Consider the following 23,743-nt stretch of genomic DNA (forward strand, 5'->3'; position numbering starts at 1 on the left):
TCTTTACAGAAAGGGAGGATGAAAGATGTCTTTTATTAATCCAACACAAGAACAGATCGGCCAAATACTGAAGAACGCAGGTAACATTGCGGTAGTGGGATTATCGGATAAGTCAGATCGTGTATCGTACATGGTTGCTTATACGATGCAGAAGAAAGGGTACCGGATAATTCCCGTTAACCCTGCTGCAAGCGGAACGGAAATACTAGGTGAAATGTGTTATGCATCGCTAAAAGACATACCCGATCCAATCGATATAGTAAATGTATTTCGTCGCAGTGAGTATTGTGCAGAAGTAGCCCGAGAAGCAGTAGCAATTGGAGCAAAATTACTATGGCTTCAGCAGGGGATTATTAGTGAAGAAGCTGCTGTCATTGCTGAAGAGAATGGTTTGATTGCTATTATGGATCGTTGTATTAAAGTTGAGGATGCTATTGCGAGCAAGAATACGTAAGTGAAATTAAATTGACCCTTCGGGGTCTTTTTTTACGCTAAACGTTTCTTCGCCGCTAAAGGACGGAAAGACCGTTTATACTTGTTTTGACAAAATGTCTATCAGGGCTTACGATCAATATACATAGGATCAAGCGTAAATGAGAAACCATTTGTAGTTGATCGTGTGGAGGAAGGGGAGTGTCACCTTGAATTGGTTGGGATCTTTACAGCAGCTCGGAAGAGCAGTCATGCTCCCTACGATGGTATTACCTGCTGCCGCTATATTGCTAAGCGTAGGTAGTCTGCCTTGGGCAGCTTGGGGACTTCCATCCATAGCTGAGGTTAGTACGTGGGCTGGTCAAGGTATTTTTTTCTTCTTGCCCTATTTATTTGCGGTCGGAGTAGCTTGGGGACTTGCCAATCAAGCAGGACCTGCTGGGCTTGCTGCATTATCGGCAATGTTCATCTATGAGCAAGTCATGAAACATTTAGGTGACGGCAGCATACAACCATCTACGTTAATCGGAATCATCTTCGGAATGATCGCAGGTGGATTATATAATCGATTTAAACATATCAAACTTCCAGAAGTATTTCAGTTTTTTGGAGGCTCTAGGTTTGTCTTGTTGATTATGGGGTTATTCTCAGCTGTATTCTCATGGTTGATGTTAGGCGTTGCTCCCTATTTGCAACGGGGTCTTGATGAACTCACACACATGGTTCTCCATTTGGGAGGATTCGGACTTTTCTTATACGGCATGTTATATCGTGTTCTTACTGCCTTTGGGTTGCACCATTTGTTGAATAATGTGTTTTGGTTCCAGGTTGGATCATTTACCACGTCAGATGGAAGTATCGTTCAAGGGGATTTACCACGATATTTCGCGGGTGACCCTACTGCAGGATCATTTATGGCAGGACTATTTCCCATCATGATGTTTGCCTTGCCTGGTATAGCATTGGCGATCATCCATGAAGCACGTGAGGATCTTAAACCCAAGATTAAAAAGACATTTTTAACAGCGGCGTTAGTCTGTTTCCTTACAGGTGTGTCTGAGCAAATTGAGTTCGCATTTTTGTTTGTTGCTCCATATATGTTTATCGCTCACGTGTTGTTATCTGGAATAGCGATGTGGATTACATATGCATTAGATATTCATCATGGATTTTCTTATTCTGCTGGGGTTATCGATTATGTACTGAATTTTCATCTGTCACATAATGCATGGATGCTTATTCCCATTGGAATTGTGTATGGAATTATCTATTATGTGTTGTTTCGATGGGCAATTCACAAATTCCATATTCCAACGCCAGGACGAGAAGAAGGATCAACATTGGAAGATTGGGCAGGAAGTATCCCCTATCAGGCTCCCCTCATATTGGAAGCACTTGGGGGTAAGGAGAATATTGTACAGTTAGAATCTTGTATTACGCGTCTTCGCCTAACGGTTAAGAATGATAGGCTTATAGATAGCAACGCTCTTAAGCTTCTTGGCTCTGCAGGGTTAATTAAGCTGGGTGGGGGCAATGTTCAGGTTGTCTTTGGCACTTATTCAGAATTAATTCGTGAAGAAGTTAATAAGCTGAGGCAGAGGGTGATGCCCCAGGTTCTATTCAGCGCCCCGGTGCATGGATCAATGTTGCCAATTGAAGAGGTACCAGATCATATTTTTGCTGCGAAGTTAGTTGGGGATGGTGTGGCTTTTATACCTGATAGAGATGAATTGGTCTCTCCGGTGTATGGAACGATTATTCATGTGTATCCGACGATGCATGCGATTGGTATATCGACACCAGAAGGTCTTGAGGTGCTACTTCATATAGGAATTGATACTTCTCAACTCAAGGGAGGACATTTCCAAGCTGCAGTTAAAGAAGGGGATACCGTAGTTCCAGGTCAGCTGCTTGTCAAATTTGATTTGGCATATATTCGTATGCATGCTGCATCACTGGCAACTCCAATGGTTATAACTAACCCAGAACGAGTGAAATCATGGAGCTTTGCTCCTTTTAAAGGTGTTAAGAAAGGGCAGGCATCCGTGATGTCTGTTGTATTACACGACAGGAACGTTGGAGGGTTTGAATCATGATACAAGGCATCGGAGCGGCAACAGGAGTCGCAATAGGTAAAGCATTCGTATTGCCTAGTTGGGAATGGGACTTACCTGAATCCAGATTGGAAACCATAGATCTTGCTAAAGAATTTGAACGATTATATGAGGGAATACGAACTTCTAAACATGAAATTGAGTTCATTAGAAATGAATTCAAAGAAGTGGTGGGCGAGGAAGAATCCAGTATCTTTGATGCCCATCTTGCCATATTGGAAGATCCCATTTTTATGAATGAAATACAAGGCATCATTGAACGTCAATACAAAGCGGCAGAAGTTGCTGTAAAAGAAGCTATAGATCATTTTGTAACGATGTTTGATCTGTTAGATGATGAATATATGAAAGAACGAGCTTTAGATATTAAGGATGTAGGTAATCGATTATTAAAGCATCTACTGGGTGCACCAGAGATTACACTTCCTGAGGATACGCAACCCTACATTTTGGTGGCTAAGGAACTATCCCCATCTCAGCTTGTTCATTTGAACCCATCTCACGTACTCGGAATTACGACTCTCATTGGTGGGAAGACATCTCATTCCGCTATCATGTCACGAGCACTTGGAATCCCACTTGTATGTGGTCTGGAGAACAATCTGAAAGTACCGATTCAGACGGGTGATATGCTTATTGTTGATGGTGATCAAGGACATGTGTACGTTCATCCGGATGAATCCATGATAGCTCATTATACAAGCATACGGACCAAACAGCTGCATAAGAAAGAACAACTCCAACTCTTAGCATCAGTAGATGCGGTGACTCAAGATGGGGTTCAAATGAATCTTTCCTCCAATATAAGCTCTGTCAAGGAAATGGATATGGCTTTAAAATATGGTGCCGTAGGGGTAGGACTTTTCCGAACAGAGTTCTTATATATGGATCGCGTGACGTTTCCTAGCGAGAATGAACAATTTGAGGTATATCGTCTTGTTGCAGAAAAAATGGCTGGTAATGGTTCAGTGGTCATCCGCACCTTGGACATCGGTGGGGACAAGCATTTAGATTACTTCTCTCTACCAGAAGAAGATAATCCTTTCCTTGGATATCGTGCAATACGGATTAGTCTAGATCGCAAGGAACTATTCAAGACTCAGTTGAGCGCAATATTACGAGCGAGTGATTATGGGCATGTGAAGATTATGTATCCGATGATTTCTTCTGTTGAAGAAGTACGTGGAGCTAATGAAATCCTACGTGAAGCGATGGCTGATTTAGATGACAGAGGGATCTCTTATAATCGAGATATCGAAGTTGGGATTATGATTGAAGTGCCTGCAGCAGTTGCGATCGCTGATTTGTTAGCAGAAGAAAGTGACTTCTTTAGTATTGGCACGAATGACCTCGTACAATATGTGCTTGCTGTGGATCGAATGAATGAACAAATTGCACATCTGTATCACCCGTATCATCCAGCTATCCTTCGTATGCTGAAATCAACGGTGGAAGCTGCAAGACATGCAGGTATCCCGGTTAGTGTGTGCGGTGAAATGGCTGGAGACGAGCGCTCTATTCCATTATGGATCGAGTTAGGCGTACGTGATCTCAGTATGTCACCGGAATCTTTGCTTCGAATTAAGCATCGCCTTCTAAATACATCTGCTGAGGAAGATAAGCGTATAGCGAAAGAATGTCTACAAATGCATACAAACACGGAGATTGAAAAATTATTAAATGACTACCATGATTCTCATAGAAGCAGTCGCTCTATTGCTGTAGACTAAGAATTCATTGATATAATTGGATCGTGAGGTGGCATCAATGATCGTGGTGAGTTCTTGTTTAGCAGGGTTAGAAGTGAGATATAACGGAACACATCGCCTAGACAGTAGAATTCAAGAGTTGGTGGACAACAATAAAGCTATCATGATATGCCCTGAATTGTTAGGAGGATTCACTACACCTAGGGAGCCAGCAGAGATCGTTGGAGGAGATGGCGAAGATGTCCTTCAGGGGAGTGCACAGGTCATCAATAGGTTAGGTAAAGATGTAACTGACATGTATGTTAAAGGGGCTTACGAAACGCTAAGGATAGCGCAGGAGATTCATGCAGAAGTAATTGTGCTTAAGGAGAATAGTCCCTCGTGCGGGAGTTCTATGATATATAATGGTGAATTTACAGGTGATAAGATCGTTGGAAATGGTGTAACGACGGCTTTGCTTATAAGGAATGGGTTAAGAGTCATCTCAGAAGAACAGTTAGCCGATATTCTTGATGACATCTAGAGCACGATTCTAAAATAAAAGAATGGATGGAGAATCAGACTTGTTCTGATGAATCTATCCATTCTTTTTAATGAGTAGGGTAATCATCCAAATCGGCGCTTATAACAAGGCATGATCAGGTATTTTATTTGGTAAAGATTTTGACCTCTTTAGGAGCTAAAGTAACCGTAATCGAGCCATTGTTAATTTGAACATGGTCCGACCCAAGTTGGTTTGTCAGGGTTAGTCCGTTAGAGAAGTTCTCGAAATTGCCAATCGTCCGAGTCTCGGTGTTCCATGAATTGTTAATGAGTACAATTGCTTCATCGCCATCTTTGGAACGTTGGAAGCTATAGAAGGCATTGTCAGCCCACTTTTCTTTTTGCGAACCATTCTGCAATGCGGGGTGACTATTACGCACGGCATTGATTTTAGTAATGTATTTGTAGAGTTCGTGATTAGCATTAGGTACTACGTCCTCACGGTTATAAGGGTCATCCCCGCCGCTATAGCCTAGTTCTGTACCTTGGTAGAGAATTGGGATTCCACGTGATGTAAGCATAAACCCTAGAGCAGCCTTCAGTTGTGGCCATTTGTCAGCCCCATTGCCTGGTTTGCCAGAGGCATCATTTAGGAAACGCTTCACATCATGATTATCAATAAATAATCCATTCATTCTTGAATCACGATACTTTGAATCTTGCGTGTAAAGATCTCTTATTTGAGTGGTTGAGGCGTCATGACCGAATACATTTTTCATGGTGTAATACATTGGGAAATCGAGAGAAGCATCTAGATAGTTGGAATAATCTCCAACTTTGCCGTATTTGCGGTTAATCCTGTGTTGGTTTAGCTGGTAGAAGTGGATGTTCCCACTTTGGCACCATCCCGCCAGATTTCATAGCCGGTACCCCCGACAGCATCCGAAGATGCTGTCCAGGATAAGGAAACGGATGAATCGGTTTTACTTGTAGAAGTGACATTGGTGGGAACGCTTGGAGCGGTCGTGTCAACAACAGTGCCTGCGGGAGGTCCTGTTACGATCGTACCCACTGAACCATTCGCACCAGGTGTGAAAGTGGATGTGCCAACGTTAAACAGATAGTTGTTTGAATTATTGTTGTCCCAAGTACCGCTACCGTTGTTAAAGACAGCTTCTAATTGGGAAGCAGATCCGATGTTGAGGGTGATTTTGGAATACCCACTTATTTCGGAATTTGCCATAGCTGTTCCTGGAGCAGTCGTCCACGTACCCCCAGCAGGGCGGTAATGGATATAAGGCGTAGCATATCCCTTTTTGTAATAGACCGTGACTGAATTGCCAGTGGATGCGGTATAAGTTGTTACGCTAAGTGCGGTGCTTGCAGCAGAGATGTTACTCGCCGCGTCGAAAGCTTTCACCGTGAAACTGTAAGCCGTATTTGCGGTTAATCCTGTGTTGGTATAGCTGGTAGAAGTGGATGTTCCCACTTTAGTACCATCCCGCCAGATTTCGTAGCCAGTTACCCCGACAGCATCTGTGGAAGCAGTCCAGCTCAAGGAAACCGATGTTTCTGTTTTACTTGTAGCCACTACATTGGTAGGTACGCTTGGAGCAATCGTATCAACAACAGTGCCTGCGGGAGGTCCTGTTACGATCGTACCCACTGAACCATTCGCACCAGGTGTGAAAGTGGATGTGCCAACGTTAAACAGATAGTTGTTTGAATTATTGTTGTCCCAAGTACCGCCACCATTGTTAAAGACCGCTTCTAATTGGGAAGCGGATCCGATGTTGAGGGTAATTTTGGAATACCCACTTATTTCGGAATTTGCCATAGCTGTTCCTGGAGCAGTCGTCCACGTACTCCCAACAGGGCGGTAATGGATATAAGGCGTAGCATATCCCTTTTTGTAATAGACCGTGACGGTATTTCCATCTGGTGGCAAGTCTGTGTTTTTCGTGTGACTAATGACATATTGTTTGAAACCAGCCATATCTCCAGTAGCCGATCCATTACTATTGACGACATTAGCAAGTCTCAGAAGTGTGAATCCATTATACTTCCATGTTGTTATTTTCTCTTGAATCTTTTGAAAGTTACCGGTAGGTAGAGCGTTCTCACCATTTAAGCGAACGCCTTTACTATTTGCTATGGAAGATACGGTATCTACTAGCGTGGAAGGTTTTGAATAAGCAGGTGCACTTCCATCATCATTCATTTCCAACGCGGTAAATGTTAAATCGAGATTATTGTCTTTAAACTTTTGAATAAGTGTGTTGTAATCATAGTAGCCCGCTGCATTCTCGGCACTGTGTGGGGCTGATGGATTGTTGTACTGCCAGTGGAGACCAGAGATCTTCGCTCCGATTGGAACGCCGAACACAGAATCGAAGTTGCTGTGAGCCGCTGTAGCAATTACGCCAAGATGGTTCTCAAGGACGCTTTGATTCCATTTAAGAAAGTCTTTTCCGTAAGTGGAATTGTAACCACCTGTTGAATAGAACGAGTCTCCATCACTTGGAGGGTTGATCTGGCTCAGATCCGTTAGGGATAGACTCCATACTGAGTTTACACCGCTTAACGAACCATATTTACTAATCATAGCTGTTCTAAACGCATTCTTCGCCGTGTCTGTGTATACTTGGAATTTACCACGAGAAGGATAACTCCAGCCTGCTGAATTGTAATAGGAAGGGTAGCGAAGTTCACCTGAAGGTCCAGCACTTAAGTAGATTTTGGGAATAAGAGCTTTGTAGCTAGTGAAGTTAGTAGCGAACGAGGCGTATAAATCATTGTATTGTTGCCCAATACCGCTCCAAAATGGTGAGATAGCTTCATTATTCACATAACCAGTCTCACTTTTGTATTTCATTTCATCTGCCGTACCTTTGTTCCAGAGCCAGGAAGGGATAGGGATATTACAGTCATCCCCGGGATTTCCACCACAAGTATGTGTTGACAGAATCGGAACCCATTTCAATCCAGATTCACTGACAACGTTTGCATAAGTCTTGTAGTAACTCCAATCAAATTGATTGTCACCTGTAGCTTCTACATCACCCCACCATACATCTGTTGTAAGTGCGTAGACACCGTTACTTTTTAGTGTGTTTAGTTGGTTCTTAAACGCATTCCAATCTGTAATCTTGGTGAGAGGTGCCATAACAGATGCTTTGAAGTCATTTGCTACATCTGCATTAACTGTACTTGAGTTACTTAATAAGCCCATAATCGTGGAAAAGAATAAGAAAAAACCTAAAGCAACAACACGAACCTTCCTCCATAATAGTTTACTTGAATTCAAATCTACCAATCCTCCTTTTTTAAATGAAAGCGATTACCGCATTTCTTAAAAAGGCCGTTCTCGTAGTAGACACGGTAACCCATTTGTACTGTGTTTCTTCTTGTGACTTGGAGACAAGTAAGCGGCGGGCGTTATGCCAGTTAACATGTAGAATTAAAACAGGGGATCAAACATTAATCATGAATGCAATCGTTTGCAAAATTATGTTATATTATTTTTACATATTTGACAATACTTGTTTTTTATAAAGTTAGAAAAATCCACCCCAATGTAATAGTAATATCTTGCGCTTTACAGTTACTTGGAGTGGATTATGGGATTGAGGTGGCTACTTACCTGCTAAAGCGTCACAAAAAGCTTTACCATAGGGAGGGAGATCGGGAGGTCTACGAGCAGAAATAATGTGTCCATCAACGACAACGGCTTCATCTTTCCAAATGGCACCGGCATTCTCCATATCATCACGGATGCCTGGAGTTGAAGTCACTTGTACGCCATTTAGAATACGTGCAGAGATCAATACCCAACCTGCATGACATATTTGTCCGATAGGTTTGCGATCCGCATCCATTTCTTTAATAAGTTCAATGACTTTGCTGTAGCGTCTTAATTTATCAGGAGCCCAGCCGCCTGGTACAAGAATACCGTCATAGTCTTGGCTATTCACTTCTTCAAAAGAGTAGTCGCTCTTGGCAGGAACACCATATTTACCGATATACGTCTGTCCTTTATCTTCTGCAACAAGATGCACTTCAGCGCCTTCTTCACGTAATCGATAGATTGGGTACCACAATTCTAAGTCTTCGAAGTCTTCGCTAACAAGGGCAATTACTTTTTTACCTAAAAGTCTCATTTTTGTATCACTCCTCTTTGGGTGTAATTAAGGATTTAACCTATGGATTACTCTATTCTAACAAAAAGGATGTCCACAACATAGTTCTGCACTCCACCTTTTGGTGAAAGCGGTAATTTAAACGTTCCACTTTTTTTGCAGGATTTAATCTACATAAGGTCGAATAGAATTTAGATCAACTTATTTATTATCTATTCAAGACATATTAGAAATATATGAGGTGTTAATAATGGATAGACAATGTAAGTGCGGTCAACAGATGAGACTAGAATTACGTACCATAGTAGCAGGCAATGTACATATTCTTCATGTACCTATGCGAACATGTGAAGGGTGCTCAAAGTACGATCTATTGCCACCTATAAAACCTGGTTTGACAGATTATATGAAAGACCTTGTGAAAGAGAAACGTAAAAGAAAGATATCCTTTACAGAGGTCAATGAGATATCAGAGGTTATTTTTGAGGTGCTCTCTCAAGAGGAGAGTGATTGTTCTATAGAGATAGAGAATGCAATCAAAGATGCCACCCATCATCGAATTAATCTATTGCTTGATTTATTTAAGCATGCTGAGAGCATCCAAGACAGAAGTTGGATTGAGAATCTTCGACATCGATTAGGTCAACTTTCAACCCTTTTAGTAGAATTTAATCGAGAAAAAGCTACTTCGTACAAATGATTAGCGGTTTTATGCGCTTTGTTGGCTTTTTGTGTCGTTTTTTGTTACGATAATGAAAGAATTATACGAGATTAGGAGGTATAACGAATGGCTACGATGACTAGACTGACTACTATTGATCAGTTAAATGCTGCATTGGAATCATCATATGACAAGCCTCTACTTCTTTTTAAACATAGCACTCGTTGTCCTATCAGTGCCAATGCATACCAACAAGTGATGTCCTATCTAGAGGATGAACCTAATGAGTCTGTTGAATACGGCATTATTTATGTCGTTGAAGATCGCCCAACATCTCTTGAGGCAGCTGCTCTGACTGGGCTCCAGCATGAATCTCCACAAGTTATGCTAGTAAAAGATAAAAAGCCAGTTTGGCATACATCTCATTCTTATATTACATCTAGTGCACTACAAGAGGAATTATAATCTTAATTATGAAGCGTTATCATTGCGCAAAGTAGTAAATTGTCGTAATATTGATTATATTGGGTTGAACGAATGAAAATTTATTTGTAATGGAGCGAAAGAATTTGACAGTAACCATTTACGATGTGGCGCGTGAGGCAGGCGTATCTATGGCTACGGTATCTAGGGTTGTCAATAACAACCCCAACGTTAAGCCACAGACCCGGAAGAAAGTATATGAGGCGATTGAACGTTTGGGATATCGTCCAAATGCGGTGGCGAGAGGTCTCGCCAGTAAGAAGACTACAACGGTTGGTGTTGTAATTCCTGATATTTCTAATTCTATTTTCGCAGAAATTGCTCGAGGCATAGAAGATATTGCGAATATGTATCATTACAATATTATTCTGTGTAATGCTGATAAGAAGAAAGAGAAGGAAATACGTGTTATTAACACCTTGTTGGAGAAACAAGTGGATGGATTGTTGTTCATGGGCGGAACGGTTACAGAAGAACATATACAAGCCTTCCAGACATCTGCAGTACCCGTTGTGCTCTGTGCAACGAGAGATGAACAAGGAAACTATCCTTCAGTTGATATTGACCATGAAGCGGCAGCTTTCGATGCAGTGAATACGTTGATTCGGCATGGTCACCGTGAGATTGGTATGATCAGTGGAACACTTCAGGATCCTGCGAATGGATATTCTCGTTTTCAAGGATACAAGAAAGCTTTAGAAAAAGCAGGAATAGATTATCGGGAAGATTGGGTCCGTATCGGTAATTATCGTTATGAGTCTGGTGTGGAGGCTATGAAATACTTTCTTGGTCTGAGAAAGAAGCCGACTGCAATTTTTGCTGCAACAGATGAAATGGCTATAGGTGCGATCCATAGCATTCAAGATGAAGGTCTAAAAGTTCCAGATGACTTCTCTATAATTAGTGTAGATAACATTCATTTGGCATCGATGGTGCGACCACAACTGACCACCGTAGCACAACCAATGTACGATTTGGGTGCTGTAGCGATGCGACTTTTGACCAAACTAATGAAGAAAGAGAATGTGGATAATCCGCGGGTTATTCTACCTCATGAAACCATTCTTCGTCTTTCCGTTAGTCATGTGAATGAAGAGTAACTTACTGAACAACATATCGATTTATTGAAAGCTCCGTTAAGGGGCTTTTTTTAAATAGTAAATAGTTATCCATTAGAAAGAATCATGTACATCTCGCTAAAAAGGAGAGTGCAAACGTTTCTTCTAGGATGCGATCCATTGATTTAGACTGATATAGCTGAGGGGGCTTGTAGAATTGATAACCAATGAAATGACGATAGGATTAATAGGTGCCATGGACGAAGAGATTGAGTTGTTACTAACTGGCATGGAGCAGAGTGAGGAAATAACAAGGGCCGGCATACGTTATGTTAAAGGATCCTTTCAAGGTAAATCTGTCGTTGTATGTAAGTCAGGTGTTGGCAAGGTTAATGCAGCTGTTACTACACAGATCATGATTGACCAGTTTAGAGTTTCTAAAGTGTTATTTACGGGTGTAGCAGGAGCTGTACATCCAGATCTGTCCATTGGTGATATCGTAATCTCTACAGAGTGTATTCAGCATGATTTCGATGTATCTGCTTTAGGTTTCTCTCGTGGTGTTATTCCTTACCAAGAGGTATCGGCCTTTCCGGCGAATAAAGATTTAATAGCTCTAGCTGAACAGGCTTGTCGTGAGGTTGCCGATGGAAATTACATACTAGGGAAAGTATTGTCTGGAGATCAATTTATTGCAAATCGAGATACAGTTGCCTGGCTACATAATGAAATGGAAGGTTCCTGTGTGGAGATGGAGGGAGCTTCGGTCGCACAAGTGTGCTATATGAACGATGTCCCTTTCGTCATTATTCGCTCGATGTCTGATAAAGCGGATGGATCCGCACATGTTAATTTTACTGAATTTACTATTGAAGCATCGAAACGTTCACATGCCATTTTAGAATTTATGATTAGTCGAATTTAATAGGAATCTTCCATTAGACTCGTTTTCCTCCTGATATGCGTCAGCTTTGCTAATGTATATGTCAGTAGGGAAATGAGCTTTTTTTATTTACTCTAGAAAAAATTAATACATAAACCGTTGTTGGAATCGGATATGATCAAATTGCTCTTTTGAAGATAGTGGAACATCCCTCCCGATTCGTACCATAAGACAATTAGCTGGATGAGAACATATCTCTGGATCATCGGTTGCATACCATTCCATCTCAACAATCTTCATAAGCCGTTCCATCATCTTGCGGTAATCCCATACGTTAAGGCCGCTCCCCTTTAGATCCCAATGCCAATAATATTCAGTAGTAAATACAATATATTGTTCCATTTGATTATCCTCAAAGGCTGTCTTTATCATCTGTTGTCCTAGACCTAATGAACGGTATTCATCGGCAACTTCAATTGCGCCTAGTTCTATTAAATCAGTCATATGTTCTTGAGACCATCGTTCTTGTTCATCAGGGTAATGGAAGGTCACATATCCAACAATAGTGAGCTCATCACGGGTAATAATAATTCTACCTTCTTCTAATCCTGCAATTTCAATCAATGCTTGATGTTGTTCTTGAGGTCGACGAAATGCATCAAGATCGGGATGAAGGGTTAATTGGGATAGGGTTTCAACAGAAACAGGACCTTCAACGATTAGAATCCGATCATGAAAGGGTAAAGGTTGGACATGGTAAAGTTTAGGATGGTTCATCGCGTAACTCCCCTTTTATTTCTACTTATAACAAATAAAAATTTAAATGAAAAGCAATGACAGAGATTTAATACCTATGCTATAATCATTCTGACATAATTTAGTCACAAATATAAGCATTTCCACTATGATTGTTATTATGACAGAAGTTTACTAGATAAGCGATTTCGAAAGTATAAAAATAGCGAATTTTGTAAGCGTTATCTTTTTTGTTCCTAAGAAGCTACTTATGGAGGGATAGATACAAATGGAAATCAATCATAATAATGAACTGTTACCGAGTGTGAACAGCATAACTAATATGGGTGACTACGAACAGGCTCGGAAGGAATTTAATTGGGAAGATGTTGAACGTCACTTTACATGGTATGAAACAGGTAAATGTAATATGGCATATGAAGTCATCGATCGTCACGTGGAAGAAGGAAAAGGAGACAAAGTAGCACTGATATACAGTGATGCGAATCGAGAAGAAACGTATACATTTCGACAATTAAGAGATCAATCGAACCAATTTGGTAATGTTCTTCGTAAATACGGAATTGGTAAAGGTGACCGTGTCTTCATATTTATGCCCCGTAGTCCAGAGTTATATATCTGTCTGCTTGGTATTCTTAAGGTAGGAGCGGTGGTAGGACCTTTATTCGAGGCCTTCATGGAAACTGCGGTGAAGGATCGCTTAGTGGACAGTAGTGCAATCGCGTTGGTCACAACTCCACAGTTATTGGGTAGAGTTACGAGAGGAGAATTACCTGACTTAGAGCATATCATTGTTATCGGAGAACCCGATAATCAGAATGATTCATTGATAAGCTATAGAGATGAAATGGAATCAGCATCGATTGCGTTAGAACTTCAATGGTTGGATCGTGAAGATGGTCTTATTATGCATTATACATCAGGATCAACAGGTAAACCGAAAGGCGTATATCATGTCCAGAATGCGATGATTCAACATTATTATTCGGCAAAGGTTGTACTAGATTTACGTGAGGATGACGTTTACTGGTGTACAGCTGATCCAGGTTGGGTCACAGGGACCTCCTATGGTATTTTTGCACCCTGGCTTCATGGTGTAACAAATGTCGTTAGGGGTGGACGATTCAGCCCACAAGATTGGTATGCAACCATTGATAAATATAAAGTTACCGTATGGTACAGTGCCCCGACCGCTTTTCGAATGCTTATGGGAGCAGGGGTGGATGTCACCTCCAAATATGAACTGAGTAGTCTTCGACACGTGCTCTCTGTCGGGGAACCTTTGAACCCGGAAGTCGTTCGTTGGGGAAATAAAACGTATGGGCAACGTATTCATGATACCTGGTGGATGACAGAAACAGGTGCACAAATGATATGTAATTATCCAGGGATGGCGATTAAACCAGGATCTATGGGACGTCCTCTGCCTGGAATTGAAGCGACCATCAAAGATGATAAAGGAAATACGGTACCACCCTATACGATGGGGAATTTAGCGATTAAGGCTCCATGGCCATCGATGATGAATCGCATATGGAATAACTCTGTTAAATATGAGGAATATTTTCGCGTTCCGGGATGGTATATCTCAGGCGATTCGGCTTACATGGATGACGAAGGTTACTTCTGGTTCCAAGGAAGAATTGATGATGTAATTAATTCATCCGGGGAGAGAATAGGTCCTTTTGAGGTGGAAAGTAAACTATTGGAGCATCCGGCTATAGTAGAAGCAGGTGTGATCGGTAAACCGGATGCGATACGAGGAGAGATTATCAAAGCTTTTATCTCATTACGCGAAGGATATGCTCCAACAGCCGAATTAAAGGAGGAGATCTATACCTTTGTTAAAGTGGGATTATCGGCTCACGCTGCACCAAGAGAAATTGAATTTAAGGATAAGCTACCTAAAACTCGTTCAGGTAAAATTATGCGTCGTGTGCTGAAGGCATGGGAGTTAGATCTTCCGACAGGCGATTTATCTACGATTGATGATTAAGTCTCAAGTATCGTTCGAACAATAGGAGGGGCTGTCCCATAAGTGAATTTATACTTTGGAGACAGCTCTTCTGATTTCGGATGCAGTTCCGTTAGCTAGCAGAGTTGATCCATAGCGGATATACAAAAGAAACCTCCCTAAAATGGTTAGTTGTACTTCCATTTTAGAGAGGTTTCTTTTCTGATTTTTTTAGATTGTAGATACTCTTCCCGCGTAAACAACGGTCCGTCCGCTCCCAGCGTTAACGTTGAACTTACTCAACAAGCATCTTCTTTTCGTAATAAGTGGAAGAGGACGATTCGGATTCTCCAATGCTATTGACAGCTGTTACACGATACCAACCTGTAGCCGAGTTGGTAACATAGAGAAAGCTAGATGATTGGCTCGAACCAATCTGTGAATAACTTCCATTCTGTTCTTTGCTGAAATAGATATTAAAGCGCTCCGTATCATTACTGCCGATGGCCCAATCCATCTGAATGCCATTCTCCACCGAATTAATTGTAGGCTGAGCAGGAGCTGTAGGCGTCGTCTGTGGGACTTCTCCGATAGGTTCATCAATTGGAGTGCCCTGATCGGTCTCATCGGGCGTATTCTCTTTACCAGGGGCTGTGATACCAACCTCTGGTTCAACAGGCGGTTGGTAGCTTCTGTTTCCGACAATTGCACTTGGTGCTGATTCTTTACCGGCTACATCGACTGCCGTAACGTAAAATTCATAATGACCACTCGCTGAAGCTTTACTTGTGAATACTTTAGGATCATCGCTGAGTAAAGAACTTCCATTCTTCACAAAACTACTGCCGTTCAGTGAACGATAAAGTCGATAACCTACAACATCCTGAGATCCGCTACGTCTAAAGCTAATTTTTACCGAACCATTGTTATTAGAGAATGTGACATCTTTGGGTGATGTAGGTGAATTACCATCATCTACTCTGGGATCGATTAGAGTTGGCATATCACTGGTTGCGTCTTTAGGTAAATAGAACGCAATGGATTCATGATCTTTCATCACAGTAAATGCAGCTTGTAGCTCTTTAATCAATTCTTGAATAGGATTCTCACGTTTAATGACGACTCTTTCCTTTAACATATCTTCCGGTGTAGTATCCTGAGGGATATAATTCACATTGTTGTAAGTAATATATTTAGCTTTTGCAATGCCATCATCGCTCTCTTTAGGAACATACTTAGCGTTAAATAAGTCAGTAACAAATTTGTTGGTTAGAGATGTTGGTAGTTTACCGCTATAGGCGGATACTGTTTTTGTTGTAAGTCCACTAGGCTTCTCGAACTTGGATGTAACAAAGAGTTCTGGTTTCTTCGCTATCATTTCATTCATGATGAGTGTCCATATGTTCTGAGCATTCTTTTTCTGGTCGCCTTCTAGTACATTTACAGACTCTTTGTAACCAACCCATACGCCAAGAGTTATATCTGGAGAATATCCCATAAACCATACGTCAGCGTAATTCTGCGTTGATCCTGTCTTACCTACGATGGGAACCTCTTTCCAATACTTATACTTGTTTTTGACGGTACTTCCGGTGCCTTCAGTAATAACAGTACGTAACATGTCAGTCATGAGGTATGCCGTTTGTTTAGAGAAGGCTGTCACTGGTTCTAGTTTATGTTGATAAACAATTGCACCATTAGAATCAGTTATTTTCTCAATCATATAAGCATCAAGAAATTGTCCATTGTTCGGAATTGAACTATAGGCATTCGTTAATTCTTCAACAGACACACCGTACTTTAATCCACCGAGTACACCTGTTTGTGCACCATAATCTTCTTTTTGTATGGTGGTAATTCCAAGTTTTTTAGTAAATTCCCATGCTTTATCGATACTTACGACATTATTAAATAATTTTAGAGCAATTGTATTTTTGGATTTATTGAGTGCATAACGAGCTGTAATAAGTCCTTCATAACCTCCTGATGAATTCTTGGGGATGTGAAATCCCTTTTGACCATCTTTTAAAATAATGGGAGCGTCATCTACGATACTAGCTGGTTGAATGAAACCCGATTCAAGCGCCGGTAGAAAGGCTGCAATCGGCTTCATGGCAGACCCTGGTTGGCGTACCATTTGAGTAGCATAGTTCATCTGCTCTTCGTAGAAATCGCGTCCTTCAATCATGCCTAAGATCGCACCCGTTTTGTTATCTAACATCATTGCAGCCGTTTGTTCCATCCCTTTAGTCTTGCTATCAGGATTGAAATTGTTATCGTTGTCAGCAATAGAGTGCATTGAATTGTATACACTTTTATTAATAGTCGTGTAGATTCGATATCCGCCGGTGGTCAGCTGTAATTTAGCTTCTTCAAGAAGCTCATTATTCGCTTTCACGGTTTGGTTGCTATTCCCAGAAGAAGCAGCCTTTAATGTCATAAGAATTTCTGCCGCTTTGCGCTCCGTTTCCATCATAAGGTAAGGGAAGGTAGAGTATGCCTTCTCTGTTTGAGGAGCTAGCGTTGACTTGATGTCGAATGCAAAGGCTTCATTGTATTCACCGTTTGTAATCTTCGCTTCTTCAAGCATACGACGTAATACTAATTTTTGTCGATCCATCGCACGTTTGAAAGCAGTAGGATTAAATTCACCTTTGCCGTTAAAGGCTGAGTATGTAGAGGGAAGCTGTGGTAACCCTGCTAAATAAGCAGCTTGAGCAATATTTAGTTTGTTTAGATCATTAATATTGAAGATACCTTTTGCAGCAGCTTTGATGCCGTACACATTATACCCATTTGCACCGGTGCCGAAAGGCACCTTATTTAGGTAGGCCCCTAATATTTGATCTTTAGTCAATATACGTTCGAGTCTTAAAGAGAGAAGCATTTCTTTGATTTTACGGTTGTCTGTTCGATCTAGATTGAGAAATACGCGTCTAGCGAGCTGTTGCGTGAGTGTACTTCCACCTGTTTGGATCGATTCGTTCAGAACTCTTTGCTTAACCGCACGAAGCGTACCGCTCATGTCAATGCCATTGTGTGTAGAGAAATTGTTATCCTCGATTGCGATAATGGCATCCTTCACAAGAGTGGGAATTTGATCAAATTCTACAGGCCGTCGATCTTCATCTGTTCGTAGTTGGCCGATCGGTGTACCATCACTGAAATAGGCAAAACCAGTAATTGAGTTTTGGTTCATTTTTTGCTCTATTGCAGCTCTTGTTCGTACGGGCTCGTCATGAACAATAGAAGAGACATACCCGATCCCAGCTCCTCCTACTAAGAGTATCCCCATGAAAAGAAAGACAAAGAGCCAAAGTAGCGTAATTCCTAATATCCGTCCAAAGGATTTCTTTGAAGGGCGCTCTTGTTTAGGGTCCTTTTTATTTGTATCAACCATTCGTAATAGATCCTCCTTCTAACGGAACTATTATAGCATAAAATACGACATTTGAATCTCTTTATCCTTGCGGACCATTAATAATGATGAATTTTCACTTTTTTTTAACGTTGAGATGGTATAGATAAGTCGAGAAATATCGAATGATGGGGAGGTTAAGTATATGTAGTAAATTATATGTAGTAAATTATATGTAGTAAATTATATGTTATGTCATTAACCGATGAACTGAGGCTGAAGTATATGGAGTTTGTAATAAACATTAATCGGTAGTGATGAATTTGAGGGAGTGAAGAGGAGCTTACTAAATTCAAGATCTGATTAATTTATTGTATAAAAAAAGCTTGGAACAGGAGTTCCAAGCTTCGGTAAAGATCTTAACGGTTGTAGAATTCGACGATTTGTTTCTCATCGATATCTTGAGACAATTCAGCACGTTCAGGGAAACGAATGAATTTACCTTCTAAAGCAGTGTCATTGAATTCCAAGTAACCTTGAAGGTGTGTACGGTTCTCAAGAGCTTCTTTGATAGAAGAAAGACCACGACTTTTTTCACGAAGTCCGATAACATCGCCTGTATTCAACATGTAAGAAGCAATGTTTACTTTCTTACCGTTTACAGTGATATGACCATGTGATACCAATTGACGAGCACCTGCACGGGAATTCGCGAAACCTAGACGGTAAACCAAGTTGTCCAAACGGCTTTCTAGTAGGAACATGAAGTTCTCACCAGCGATACCTTGCATTTTTTGAGCTTTGTTAAATAGAGTTTTAAACTGTTTCTCACCCAAGCCGTACATGTGACGCAGTTTTTGTTTCTCAAGCAACTGCATACCGTAGTTGCTGATCTTTCTGCGTTGATTAGCGCCGTGTTGACCCGGAGGGAAAGGGCGTTTCAAATCTTTACCTGTACCACTTAGTGAGATGCCTAGACGGCGACTTAATTTAAATTTAGGACCAGTGTAACGTGCCATTGTATAGTAGACTCCTTTATAATTGAAATTCTGTAGGGTTCTATTTGTGCCGTATTTTGTTTCGTGTGTGCTGCGGCTCATGGGCCCAAAGCACAACTGACATGAAAGTTCAGCCGCTGTCTTGTCAGTAACAAAGTACGTGAGGGTGACACAACGTTACGCCCAAATTCTCGAACAAAAAATCGCTTGTTCAACAACTAATTCTAAATGATAGAGAAGGTAAAAGTCAAGTCTCAGTGTATTCGAAAAAAGACTAAATTTGTCGATAGGGCTTTGGTCCCAAAAACATAGGACAAAAATATGAAATGTAGGTGCAAATATAGTGTGAAGAGAGTAGAATATGATTATTGTATATGTATTCTGTATTATTATGTCTAATCAAATTACTTTAGGGTTGGGTTGATCGTTATTACGAAATTTAATAGAGTGACATACAGATAACCCTTTCAAACTAGTGTAAAGGAGCAATATGCTTATGTCCGAAAATCAAAGTGACGTTTCAAAGCATGAGAGGTTACTCAGGGATAGTATTATAGAGGAAGACTCCTTGGAATCGGTTAATTTCTGGATGCGTAATTTGGACATTACGACATATGATTTGCCATATATCCATGTGCTTTTAGCGAAAAGTTTCTTGGATTGGCAGGAGATGTCATCTGCATTGCCTATGATGAAACATTCGTCGTGGACCATTTTACGATATGATGGTACTTGGGCAGCTGGAGATGTTTCCATATCGGACTATCTGAATCATGATGCTCCCCAGTTGTTGGAAGAATGTCTAAGTAATAAAACAAAGATTATGGATGAATACAAAGAGCAGCACTCCATCGGATTATTTCCTGTATTCACACGTGGATATCAAGAAATCTATGCCATTATGGTGTGTGTTCTTCCTAAATCAAGAATTGAAAACGGAGAAATGGAAATCATTACATCGATGTCGATTCTTTTTAACAGCTGCTTTTATAAAAGATTTGAATATGTATTTGTGGAAGATATGATGAGCGAACAAAAGAAGGCCAATGATGAAGCAGCTCGTACCGCAATCTTATATCAAATTGTAGAACGAATGCATGATCATATTGATGTTGACATGGTACTTACAGAAGTACTAGATAGTATTGCCTTTCTTTATCCTGGAGCCTCGCTACAATTGTTTATGTCACAAGATCATCATAGTGATAACCCACGTGTGAAACCACTCATTCTTCAAACATGGGAAGACGATGTAAGAGTTCGCACCTTCAGGGATGGTAAATTGACCATTCAAGAATCCAAATTTGAGAACGGTGACGACAAGCTGGAAATAGGATTTCCACTTGGAGGTACACAGGGCGTGTATGGTGTTTTCTATTTGCTTGCTGGGAAAGACTTTCTGAAGGAACTTGATTTACAGTTAGTGACAACCTTAGTCGATACTGCGGGGAACGCCTTTGAGAATGCAAAATTATATGAGCAATCCAAATTACTTATTCAAGAGTTGCGTTTGATCAATGAATTAACACAACGTGTAAATCAAAGTCTTCGGTTGTCCGAAATTTATAAATTTTCAAACGAAGAGTTATTAAATATTTTCAAAGCAGATTATTGTTGTATTCTTCAATATAATAAAGGGTTGGACGTATTAGAAGTCGTGTCCTGTAATGTGCCTTCTTTAGAAAAAGAAGTGTTTGATAAGGACTATGGTTTTGGTGGGTTGGTATATGGAAAAGGTGAACCTGTTATTTTATCTGATTATAGAGTGAACATGAGGATTCCTTCTATATTTATGGAACATACGGGTGCCGAATCATTGATTGCAACTCCACTTATTGTTAAAGGAGAAGTGATTGGAGCCATACTGCTAGTTCATCATAAGTTACATTTCTTCACCTATGAGAATTACCGGTTATTACAAACCTTATCCAATCATATTGGACTTTCTGTGAGCAACGCATTGCTACACGCTGAGGTAAAACGTATGGCAAATCGTGATGTATTAACAGATCTTTATGCTCGTCGTTACCTAGATGAAGTAATACATAGCAGGCAAATGCTTGATTTCTGCGGCTCGTTAATTGTGGTGGATATTGATCAATTTAAACAAGTAAATGATAAGCACGGACATCAACAAGGGGACAAAATTCTTAAACAGGTCAGTGGTATTATTAAAAGCTCTATCCGACAAACCGATCTTGCAGCACGCTGGGGTGGAGAGGAACTGGCTATATATTTACCACAACTTGGGGTAAGACAAGCAATTGTGGTTGCGGAAAGAATTCGTAAACGGGTTGAAGAAGAGACAGAACCTCTTGTGACTGTGTCCTGTGGCATATCAGAATGGATTTGGATGGATGAGTTAGTAAGTGTTGATGCTTTGTTCTACATGGCAGATATGGCGCTCTACCGAGCTAAGAATAATGGGCGTAACCAGATTCAAGTTGAAGATGGAAACGTATAACGAAGGTACCTTTTTTAAAAAGGTACTTTTTTTGTCTGCATACAGGCTAATGGAAACATTTATAATCCAGATGAGAATGGGAACGATATAGTATAACAAACATGTCATACCCTTAATAACAAAATATTGTGGAAATTCGTAGATGAGGAGCTAATCATGATGACATATCGTGGGCGGACATGGGGAATGTGTATCTCCATCGTAGGGCTATGCTGCATTTTATCTGGATGTAACTTCTTCTCAACCACTACCTCTCCAGAAGAACAGTTCCAAATCTCTGTAAGTGGATTAGCGGGAACGGAGGCACTTACTTTTATGGGGGAGGCTGCATTAAGAAGAAATGAACAACGGCAATTCGAACAACATTTTGCCTATGAAGGAAAACTAACTAATCATGACCAGCTGACTATGCAAAATATATTACCTGTTCAAAGTGCCAGCAAAAAGAATATGACCTCAGTTCAAGAAAAGGTAAATAAATCTGCAGATTTTCTTCATATGAATGGAGAGTGGGTTCATACATCAAGTACGACTGATCAAGCGGATCAGGTGCTTATCCGGTTTAATCCTCTAGATCAGTTAGAAGAGATCAGTGGCTACGGCAAGGTCATTACAGAGGAAAGAGGAGCTTCTCGAGGGACTAGAGTCCTTCGTATTGAACTGAAGCCAGAAGATGCTCTGAAGTGGCTGGACAAACAATTAAGTAGTGAAATGAATGCCCTAAGACAGGAATTAGTCGAGCAGAGAACATTATATTCTTCAAAAGTTCGCTCTGAACTTGATGGGATTTGGAAGAAAGGAGATGAGCAACTTCAGGCGATGTTGAAAGAGGCTAAAGTGGGTACAATTTATCATATGACTATAGATCGTACAAGTAATCTCCCAATCAGACTTACTTCCGAGAGTAACATGTCCTATTTGGATCAGGAAGGGATAGAGCAGATTGAATCCATAGTGAATGATGTTTCTTTTCAACTCTAATCTCTTTAGGAATCGTTCATCTACTGCTGACTTGACACTTTGATCATGATACAATGTTCTATGAATTAACCGTCGTTCAAAAAAAGATATGGATTGACATCGAGGAGGAGAAACAAGTTATGCATGATCCTAGAATTCAAAAACTTGCTAAAAATTTGGTTGGATATTCTGTGAATGTACAACCTGGTGAAAATGTACTAATTGAAATGATCGGTAGTGAACGCGATCTGATGAAAGCCATTATAGAAGAGGTAGCCAAAAAAGGCGGAAACTCTTTCGTTCAACTTACGGATAAATCAGTTCAGCGTACCATGTTTACTCATGCGACAAAGGAGCAAATGGAGACTTGGGCAGAGCTTGATTTGGAGCGTATGAAGAAAATGGATTGCTACATTGGTATTCGTGCAGGAGAGAATGTAAATGATCTGTCTGACGTACCTGAAGAAAAAATGAAATTATACAACTCTATCTATAATCACAAAGTACATAGTCAAGAGAGAGTTAACAATACGAAGTGGGTAGTTCTTCGTTACCCTAACGCAAGTATGGCTCAATTGGCTAACAAAAGTACGGAAGCCTTTGAAGACTTCTACTTTGACGTATGTAATCTTGATTATGGAAAAATGGACGCTGCTCAAGATCCACTTGCCGATCTAATGAGAAGAACGGATAAAGTCCGGATCTCAAGTCCAGGTACGGATCTTACGTTCTCTATTAAAGGAATTGGTGCTGAGAAATGTTCAGGAGAGAAGAACATTCCTGACGGCGAAGTATATAGTGCGCCTGTGCGTAACTCTGTAAATGGTACGATTAGTTACAATACACCAACTGTATACAATGGTATCTCTTTCGAGAATATTAAGTTTACCTTTAAAGATGGTAAAATTGTGGAAGCGACAAGCAACGATACAGCTCGCCTTAACGATATTTTAGATTCTGACGAAGGTGCACGTTACATTGGTGAATTTGCAATTGGCTTCAATCCATATATCCTTCATCCCATGAAAGATATTCTATTCGATGAGAAAATTGCAGGGAGTCTTCATTTCACCCCTGGTCAAGCTTATGATGTTACCGATAATGGAAACAACTCATCCATCCATTGGGACTTGGTATTGATTCAACGTCCTGATTATGGCGGTGGAGAGATTTATTTCGATGATGTTCTTATCCGTAAGGATGGATTATTTGTCATTCCGGAACTTCAAGGATTAAATCCAGATCAACTTAAATAACATAGAAATGACTTGCATCAGAAAGCGGATTCAAG

18 protein-coding genes are annotated in these 23,743 nt (G+C 40.6%); 12 read left to right on the forward strand and 6 right to left on the reverse strand.

The features are described 5' to 3' along the window. Nucleotides 1-25 precede the first annotated feature (25 nt). From AC1D69_RS01130 to AC1D69_RS01145, 4 genes are all read left to right on the forward strand, one after another. The gene (locus AC1D69_RS01130; RefSeq protein WP_495454310.1) at nucleotides 26-454 is read left to right on the forward strand and encodes a CoA-binding protein; all 429 of its coding nucleotides are present in this window, start codon (nucleotides 26-28) and stop codon (nucleotides 452-454) included. A gap of 187 nt (nucleotides 455-641) precedes the next feature. Beyond that, complete coding sequence (locus AC1D69_RS01135) at nucleotides 642-2,528, forward strand: glucose PTS transporter subunit IIA (protein ID WP_495454311.1); 1,887 nt, start codon at nucleotides 642-644, stop codon at nucleotides 2,526-2,528. Continuing rightward, nucleotides 2,525-4,276, forward strand: coding sequence for a phosphoenolpyruvate--protein phosphotransferase (gene ptsP, locus AC1D69_RS01140; RefSeq protein WP_495454312.1), 1,752 nt, complete (start codon nucleotides 2,525-2,527; stop codon nucleotides 4,274-4,276). The genes AC1D69_RS01135 and ptsP overlap by 4 nt, the downstream gene beginning before the upstream one ends. Nucleotides 4,277-4,313: 37 nt before the next feature. Next, nucleotides 4,314-4,778: a 2-thiouracil desulfurase family protein gene (locus tag AC1D69_RS01145; protein WP_495454313.1), complete on the forward strand. Its 465-nt coding sequence runs from the start codon at nucleotides 4,314-4,316 to the stop codon at nucleotides 4,776-4,778. 124 nt (nucleotides 4,779-4,902) lie between these two features. On the opposite strand, the gene AC1D69_RS01150 is transcribed toward AC1D69_RS01145, so the two are convergent. The 3 genes from AC1D69_RS01150 to AC1D69_RS01160 form a co-directional block, all read right to left on the reverse strand. Continuing rightward, nucleotides 4,903-5,517: an alpha-amylase family glycosyl hydrolase gene (locus tag AC1D69_RS01150; RefSeq protein ID WP_495454314.1), complete on the reverse strand. Its 615-nt coding sequence runs from the start codon at nucleotides 5,515-5,517 to the stop codon at nucleotides 4,903-4,905. Between the two features lie 89 nt (nucleotides 5,518-5,606). Next, entirely contained in the window at nucleotides 5,607-7,970 is a 2,364-nt protein-coding gene (locus AC1D69_RS01155; protein WP_495454731.1) for a family 14 glycosylhydrolase, read from the reverse strand. Between the two features lie 403 nt (nucleotides 7,971-8,373). Beyond that, entirely contained in the window at nucleotides 8,374-8,898 is a 525-nt protein-coding gene (locus AC1D69_RS01160) for a type 1 glutamine amidotransferase domain-containing protein (protein WP_495454315.1), read from the reverse strand. A gap of 229 nt (nucleotides 8,899-9,127) precedes the next feature. On the opposite strand from AC1D69_RS01160, the gene AC1D69_RS01165 reads away from it, so the two are divergent. The 4 genes from AC1D69_RS01165 (at nucleotide 9,128) to AC1D69_RS01180 (ending at nucleotide 12,004) form a co-directional block, all read left to right on the forward strand. After that, nucleotides 9,128-9,577: a hypothetical protein gene (locus AC1D69_RS01165; protein ID WP_495454316.1), complete on the forward strand. Its 450-nt coding sequence runs from the start codon at nucleotides 9,128-9,130 to the stop codon at nucleotides 9,575-9,577. 87 nt (nucleotides 9,578-9,664) lie between these two features. Beyond that, a complete protein-coding gene (gene ytxJ, locus AC1D69_RS01170) occupies nucleotides 9,665-10,003 on the forward strand; it encodes a bacillithiol system redox-active protein YtxJ (RefSeq protein WP_495454317.1) in 339 nt (112 codons plus the stop codon). A 104-nt stretch (nucleotides 10,004-10,107) separates the two neighbouring features. After that, nucleotides 10,108-11,121: a catabolite control protein A gene (gene ccpA, locus AC1D69_RS01175; protein WP_495454732.1), complete on the forward strand. Its 1,014-nt coding sequence runs from the start codon at nucleotides 10,108-10,110 to the stop codon at nucleotides 11,119-11,121. 190 nt (nucleotides 11,122-11,311) lie between these two features. Next, nucleotides 11,312-12,004, forward strand: a complete 693-nt coding sequence (locus AC1D69_RS01180) for a 5'-methylthioadenosine/adenosylhomocysteine nucleosidase (protein WP_495454733.1) — start codon at nucleotides 11,312-11,314, stop codon at nucleotides 12,002-12,004. Between the two features lie 102 nt (nucleotides 12,005-12,106). On the opposite strand, the gene AC1D69_RS01185 is transcribed toward AC1D69_RS01180, so the two are convergent. Continuing rightward, entirely contained in the window at nucleotides 12,107-12,739 is a 633-nt protein-coding gene (locus AC1D69_RS01185; RefSeq protein WP_495454318.1) for a GNAT family N-acetyltransferase, read from the reverse strand. Nucleotides 12,740-12,986: 247 nt separating this feature from the next. On the opposite strand from AC1D69_RS01185, the gene acsA reads away from it, so the two are divergent. Beyond that, complete coding sequence (acsA, locus tag AC1D69_RS01190) at nucleotides 12,987-14,714, forward strand: acetate--CoA ligase (RefSeq protein WP_495454319.1); 1,728 nt, start codon at nucleotides 12,987-12,989, stop codon at nucleotides 14,712-14,714. 253 nt (nucleotides 14,715-14,967) lie between these two features. Here the strand turns inward: acsA and AC1D69_RS01195 are convergent, their stop codons facing one another. Then, complete coding sequence (locus AC1D69_RS01195; RefSeq protein WP_495454320.1) at nucleotides 14,968-18,072, reverse strand: transglycosylase domain-containing protein; 3,105 nt, start codon at nucleotides 18,070-18,072, stop codon at nucleotides 14,968-14,970. A gap of 377 nt (nucleotides 18,073-18,449) precedes the next feature. Next, the gene (gene rpsD / locus AC1D69_RS01200; protein ID WP_495454321.1) at nucleotides 18,450-19,049 is read right to left on the reverse strand and encodes a 30S ribosomal protein S4; all 600 of its coding nucleotides are present in this window, start codon (nucleotides 19,047-19,049) and stop codon (nucleotides 18,450-18,452) included. A 475-nt stretch (nucleotides 19,050-19,524) separates the two neighbouring features. On the opposite strand from rpsD, the gene AC1D69_RS01205 reads away from it, so the two are divergent. The 3 genes from AC1D69_RS01205 to AC1D69_RS01215 all read left to right on the forward strand — a co-directional run bounded on the left by AC1D69_RS01205 (nucleotide 19,525) and on the right by AC1D69_RS01215 (nucleotide 23,708). Beyond that, nucleotides 19,525-21,492 (forward strand): sensor domain-containing diguanylate cyclase, encoded by a 1,968-nt coding sequence (locus AC1D69_RS01205; RefSeq protein WP_495454322.1) that lies wholly within the window; start codon nucleotides 19,525-19,527, stop codon nucleotides 21,490-21,492. A 156-nt stretch (nucleotides 21,493-21,648) separates the two neighbouring features. Beyond that, entirely contained in the window at nucleotides 21,649-22,473 is an 825-nt protein-coding gene (locus AC1D69_RS01210) for a hypothetical protein (RefSeq protein WP_495454323.1), read from the forward strand. A gap of 119 nt (nucleotides 22,474-22,592) precedes the next feature. Beyond that, the gene (locus AC1D69_RS01215) at nucleotides 22,593-23,708 is read left to right on the forward strand and encodes an aminopeptidase (RefSeq protein WP_495454324.1); all 1,116 of its coding nucleotides are present in this window, start codon (nucleotides 22,593-22,595) and stop codon (nucleotides 23,706-23,708) included. Nucleotides 23,709-23,743: the final 35 nt, after the last annotated feature.

This window comes from Paenibacillus sp. Y301 (genome assembly GCF_059445505.1).

Coding starts and splice junctions, on each gene's coding strand:
- AC1D69_RS01130 (WP_495454310.1), top strand. CDS start 26: ATGTCTTTTATTAATCCAACACAAGAACAGATCGGCCAAATACTGAAG.
- ptsP (WP_495454312.1), top strand. CDS start 2,525: ATGATACAAGGCATCGGAGCGGCAACAGGAGTCGCAATAGGTAAAGCA.
- AC1D69_RS01145 (WP_495454313.1), top strand. CDS start 4,314: ATGATCGTGGTGAGTTCTTGTTTAGCAGGGTTAGAAGTGAGATATAAC.
- AC1D69_RS01150 (WP_495454314.1), bottom strand. CDS start 5,517: ATGAAAAATGTATTCGGTCATGACGCCTCAACCACTCAAATAAGAGAT.
- AC1D69_RS01155 (WP_495454731.1), bottom strand. CDS start 7,970: ATGGGCTTATTAAGTAACTCAAGTACAGTTAATGCAGATGTAGCAAAT.
- AC1D69_RS01160 (WP_495454315.1), bottom strand. CDS start 8,898: ATGAGACTTTTAGGTAAAAAAGTAATTGCCCTTGTTAGCGAAGACTTC.
- AC1D69_RS01165 (WP_495454316.1), top strand. CDS start 9,128: ATGGATAGACAATGTAAGTGCGGTCAACAGATGAGACTAGAATTACGT.
- ytxJ (WP_495454317.1), top strand. CDS start 9,665: ATGGCTACGATGACTAGACTGACTACTATTGATCAGTTAAATGCTGCA.
- AC1D69_RS01180 (WP_495454733.1), top strand. CDS start 11,312: ATGACGATAGGATTAATAGGTGCCATGGACGAAGAGATTGAGTTGTTA.
- AC1D69_RS01185 (WP_495454318.1), bottom strand. CDS start 12,739: ATGAACCATCCTAAACTTTACCATGTCCAACCTTTACCCTTTCATGAT.
- acsA (WP_495454319.1), top strand. CDS start 12,987: ATGGAAATCAATCATAATAATGAACTGTTACCGAGTGTGAACAGCATA.
- AC1D69_RS01195 (WP_495454320.1), bottom strand. CDS start 18,072: ATGGTTGATACAAATAAAAAGGACCCTAAACAAGAGCGCCCTTCAAAG.
- rpsD (WP_495454321.1), bottom strand. CDS start 19,049: ATGGCACGTTACACTGGTCCTAAATTTAAATTAAGTCGCCGTCTAGGC.
- AC1D69_RS01205 (WP_495454322.1), top strand. CDS start 19,525: ATGTCCGAAAATCAAAGTGACGTTTCAAAGCATGAGAGGTTACTCAGG.
- AC1D69_RS01210 (WP_495454323.1), top strand. CDS start 21,649: ATGATGACATATCGTGGGCGGACATGGGGAATGTGTATCTCCATCGTA.
- AC1D69_RS01215 (WP_495454324.1), top strand. CDS start 22,593: ATGCATGATCCTAGAATTCAAAAACTTGCTAAAAATTTGGTTGGATAT.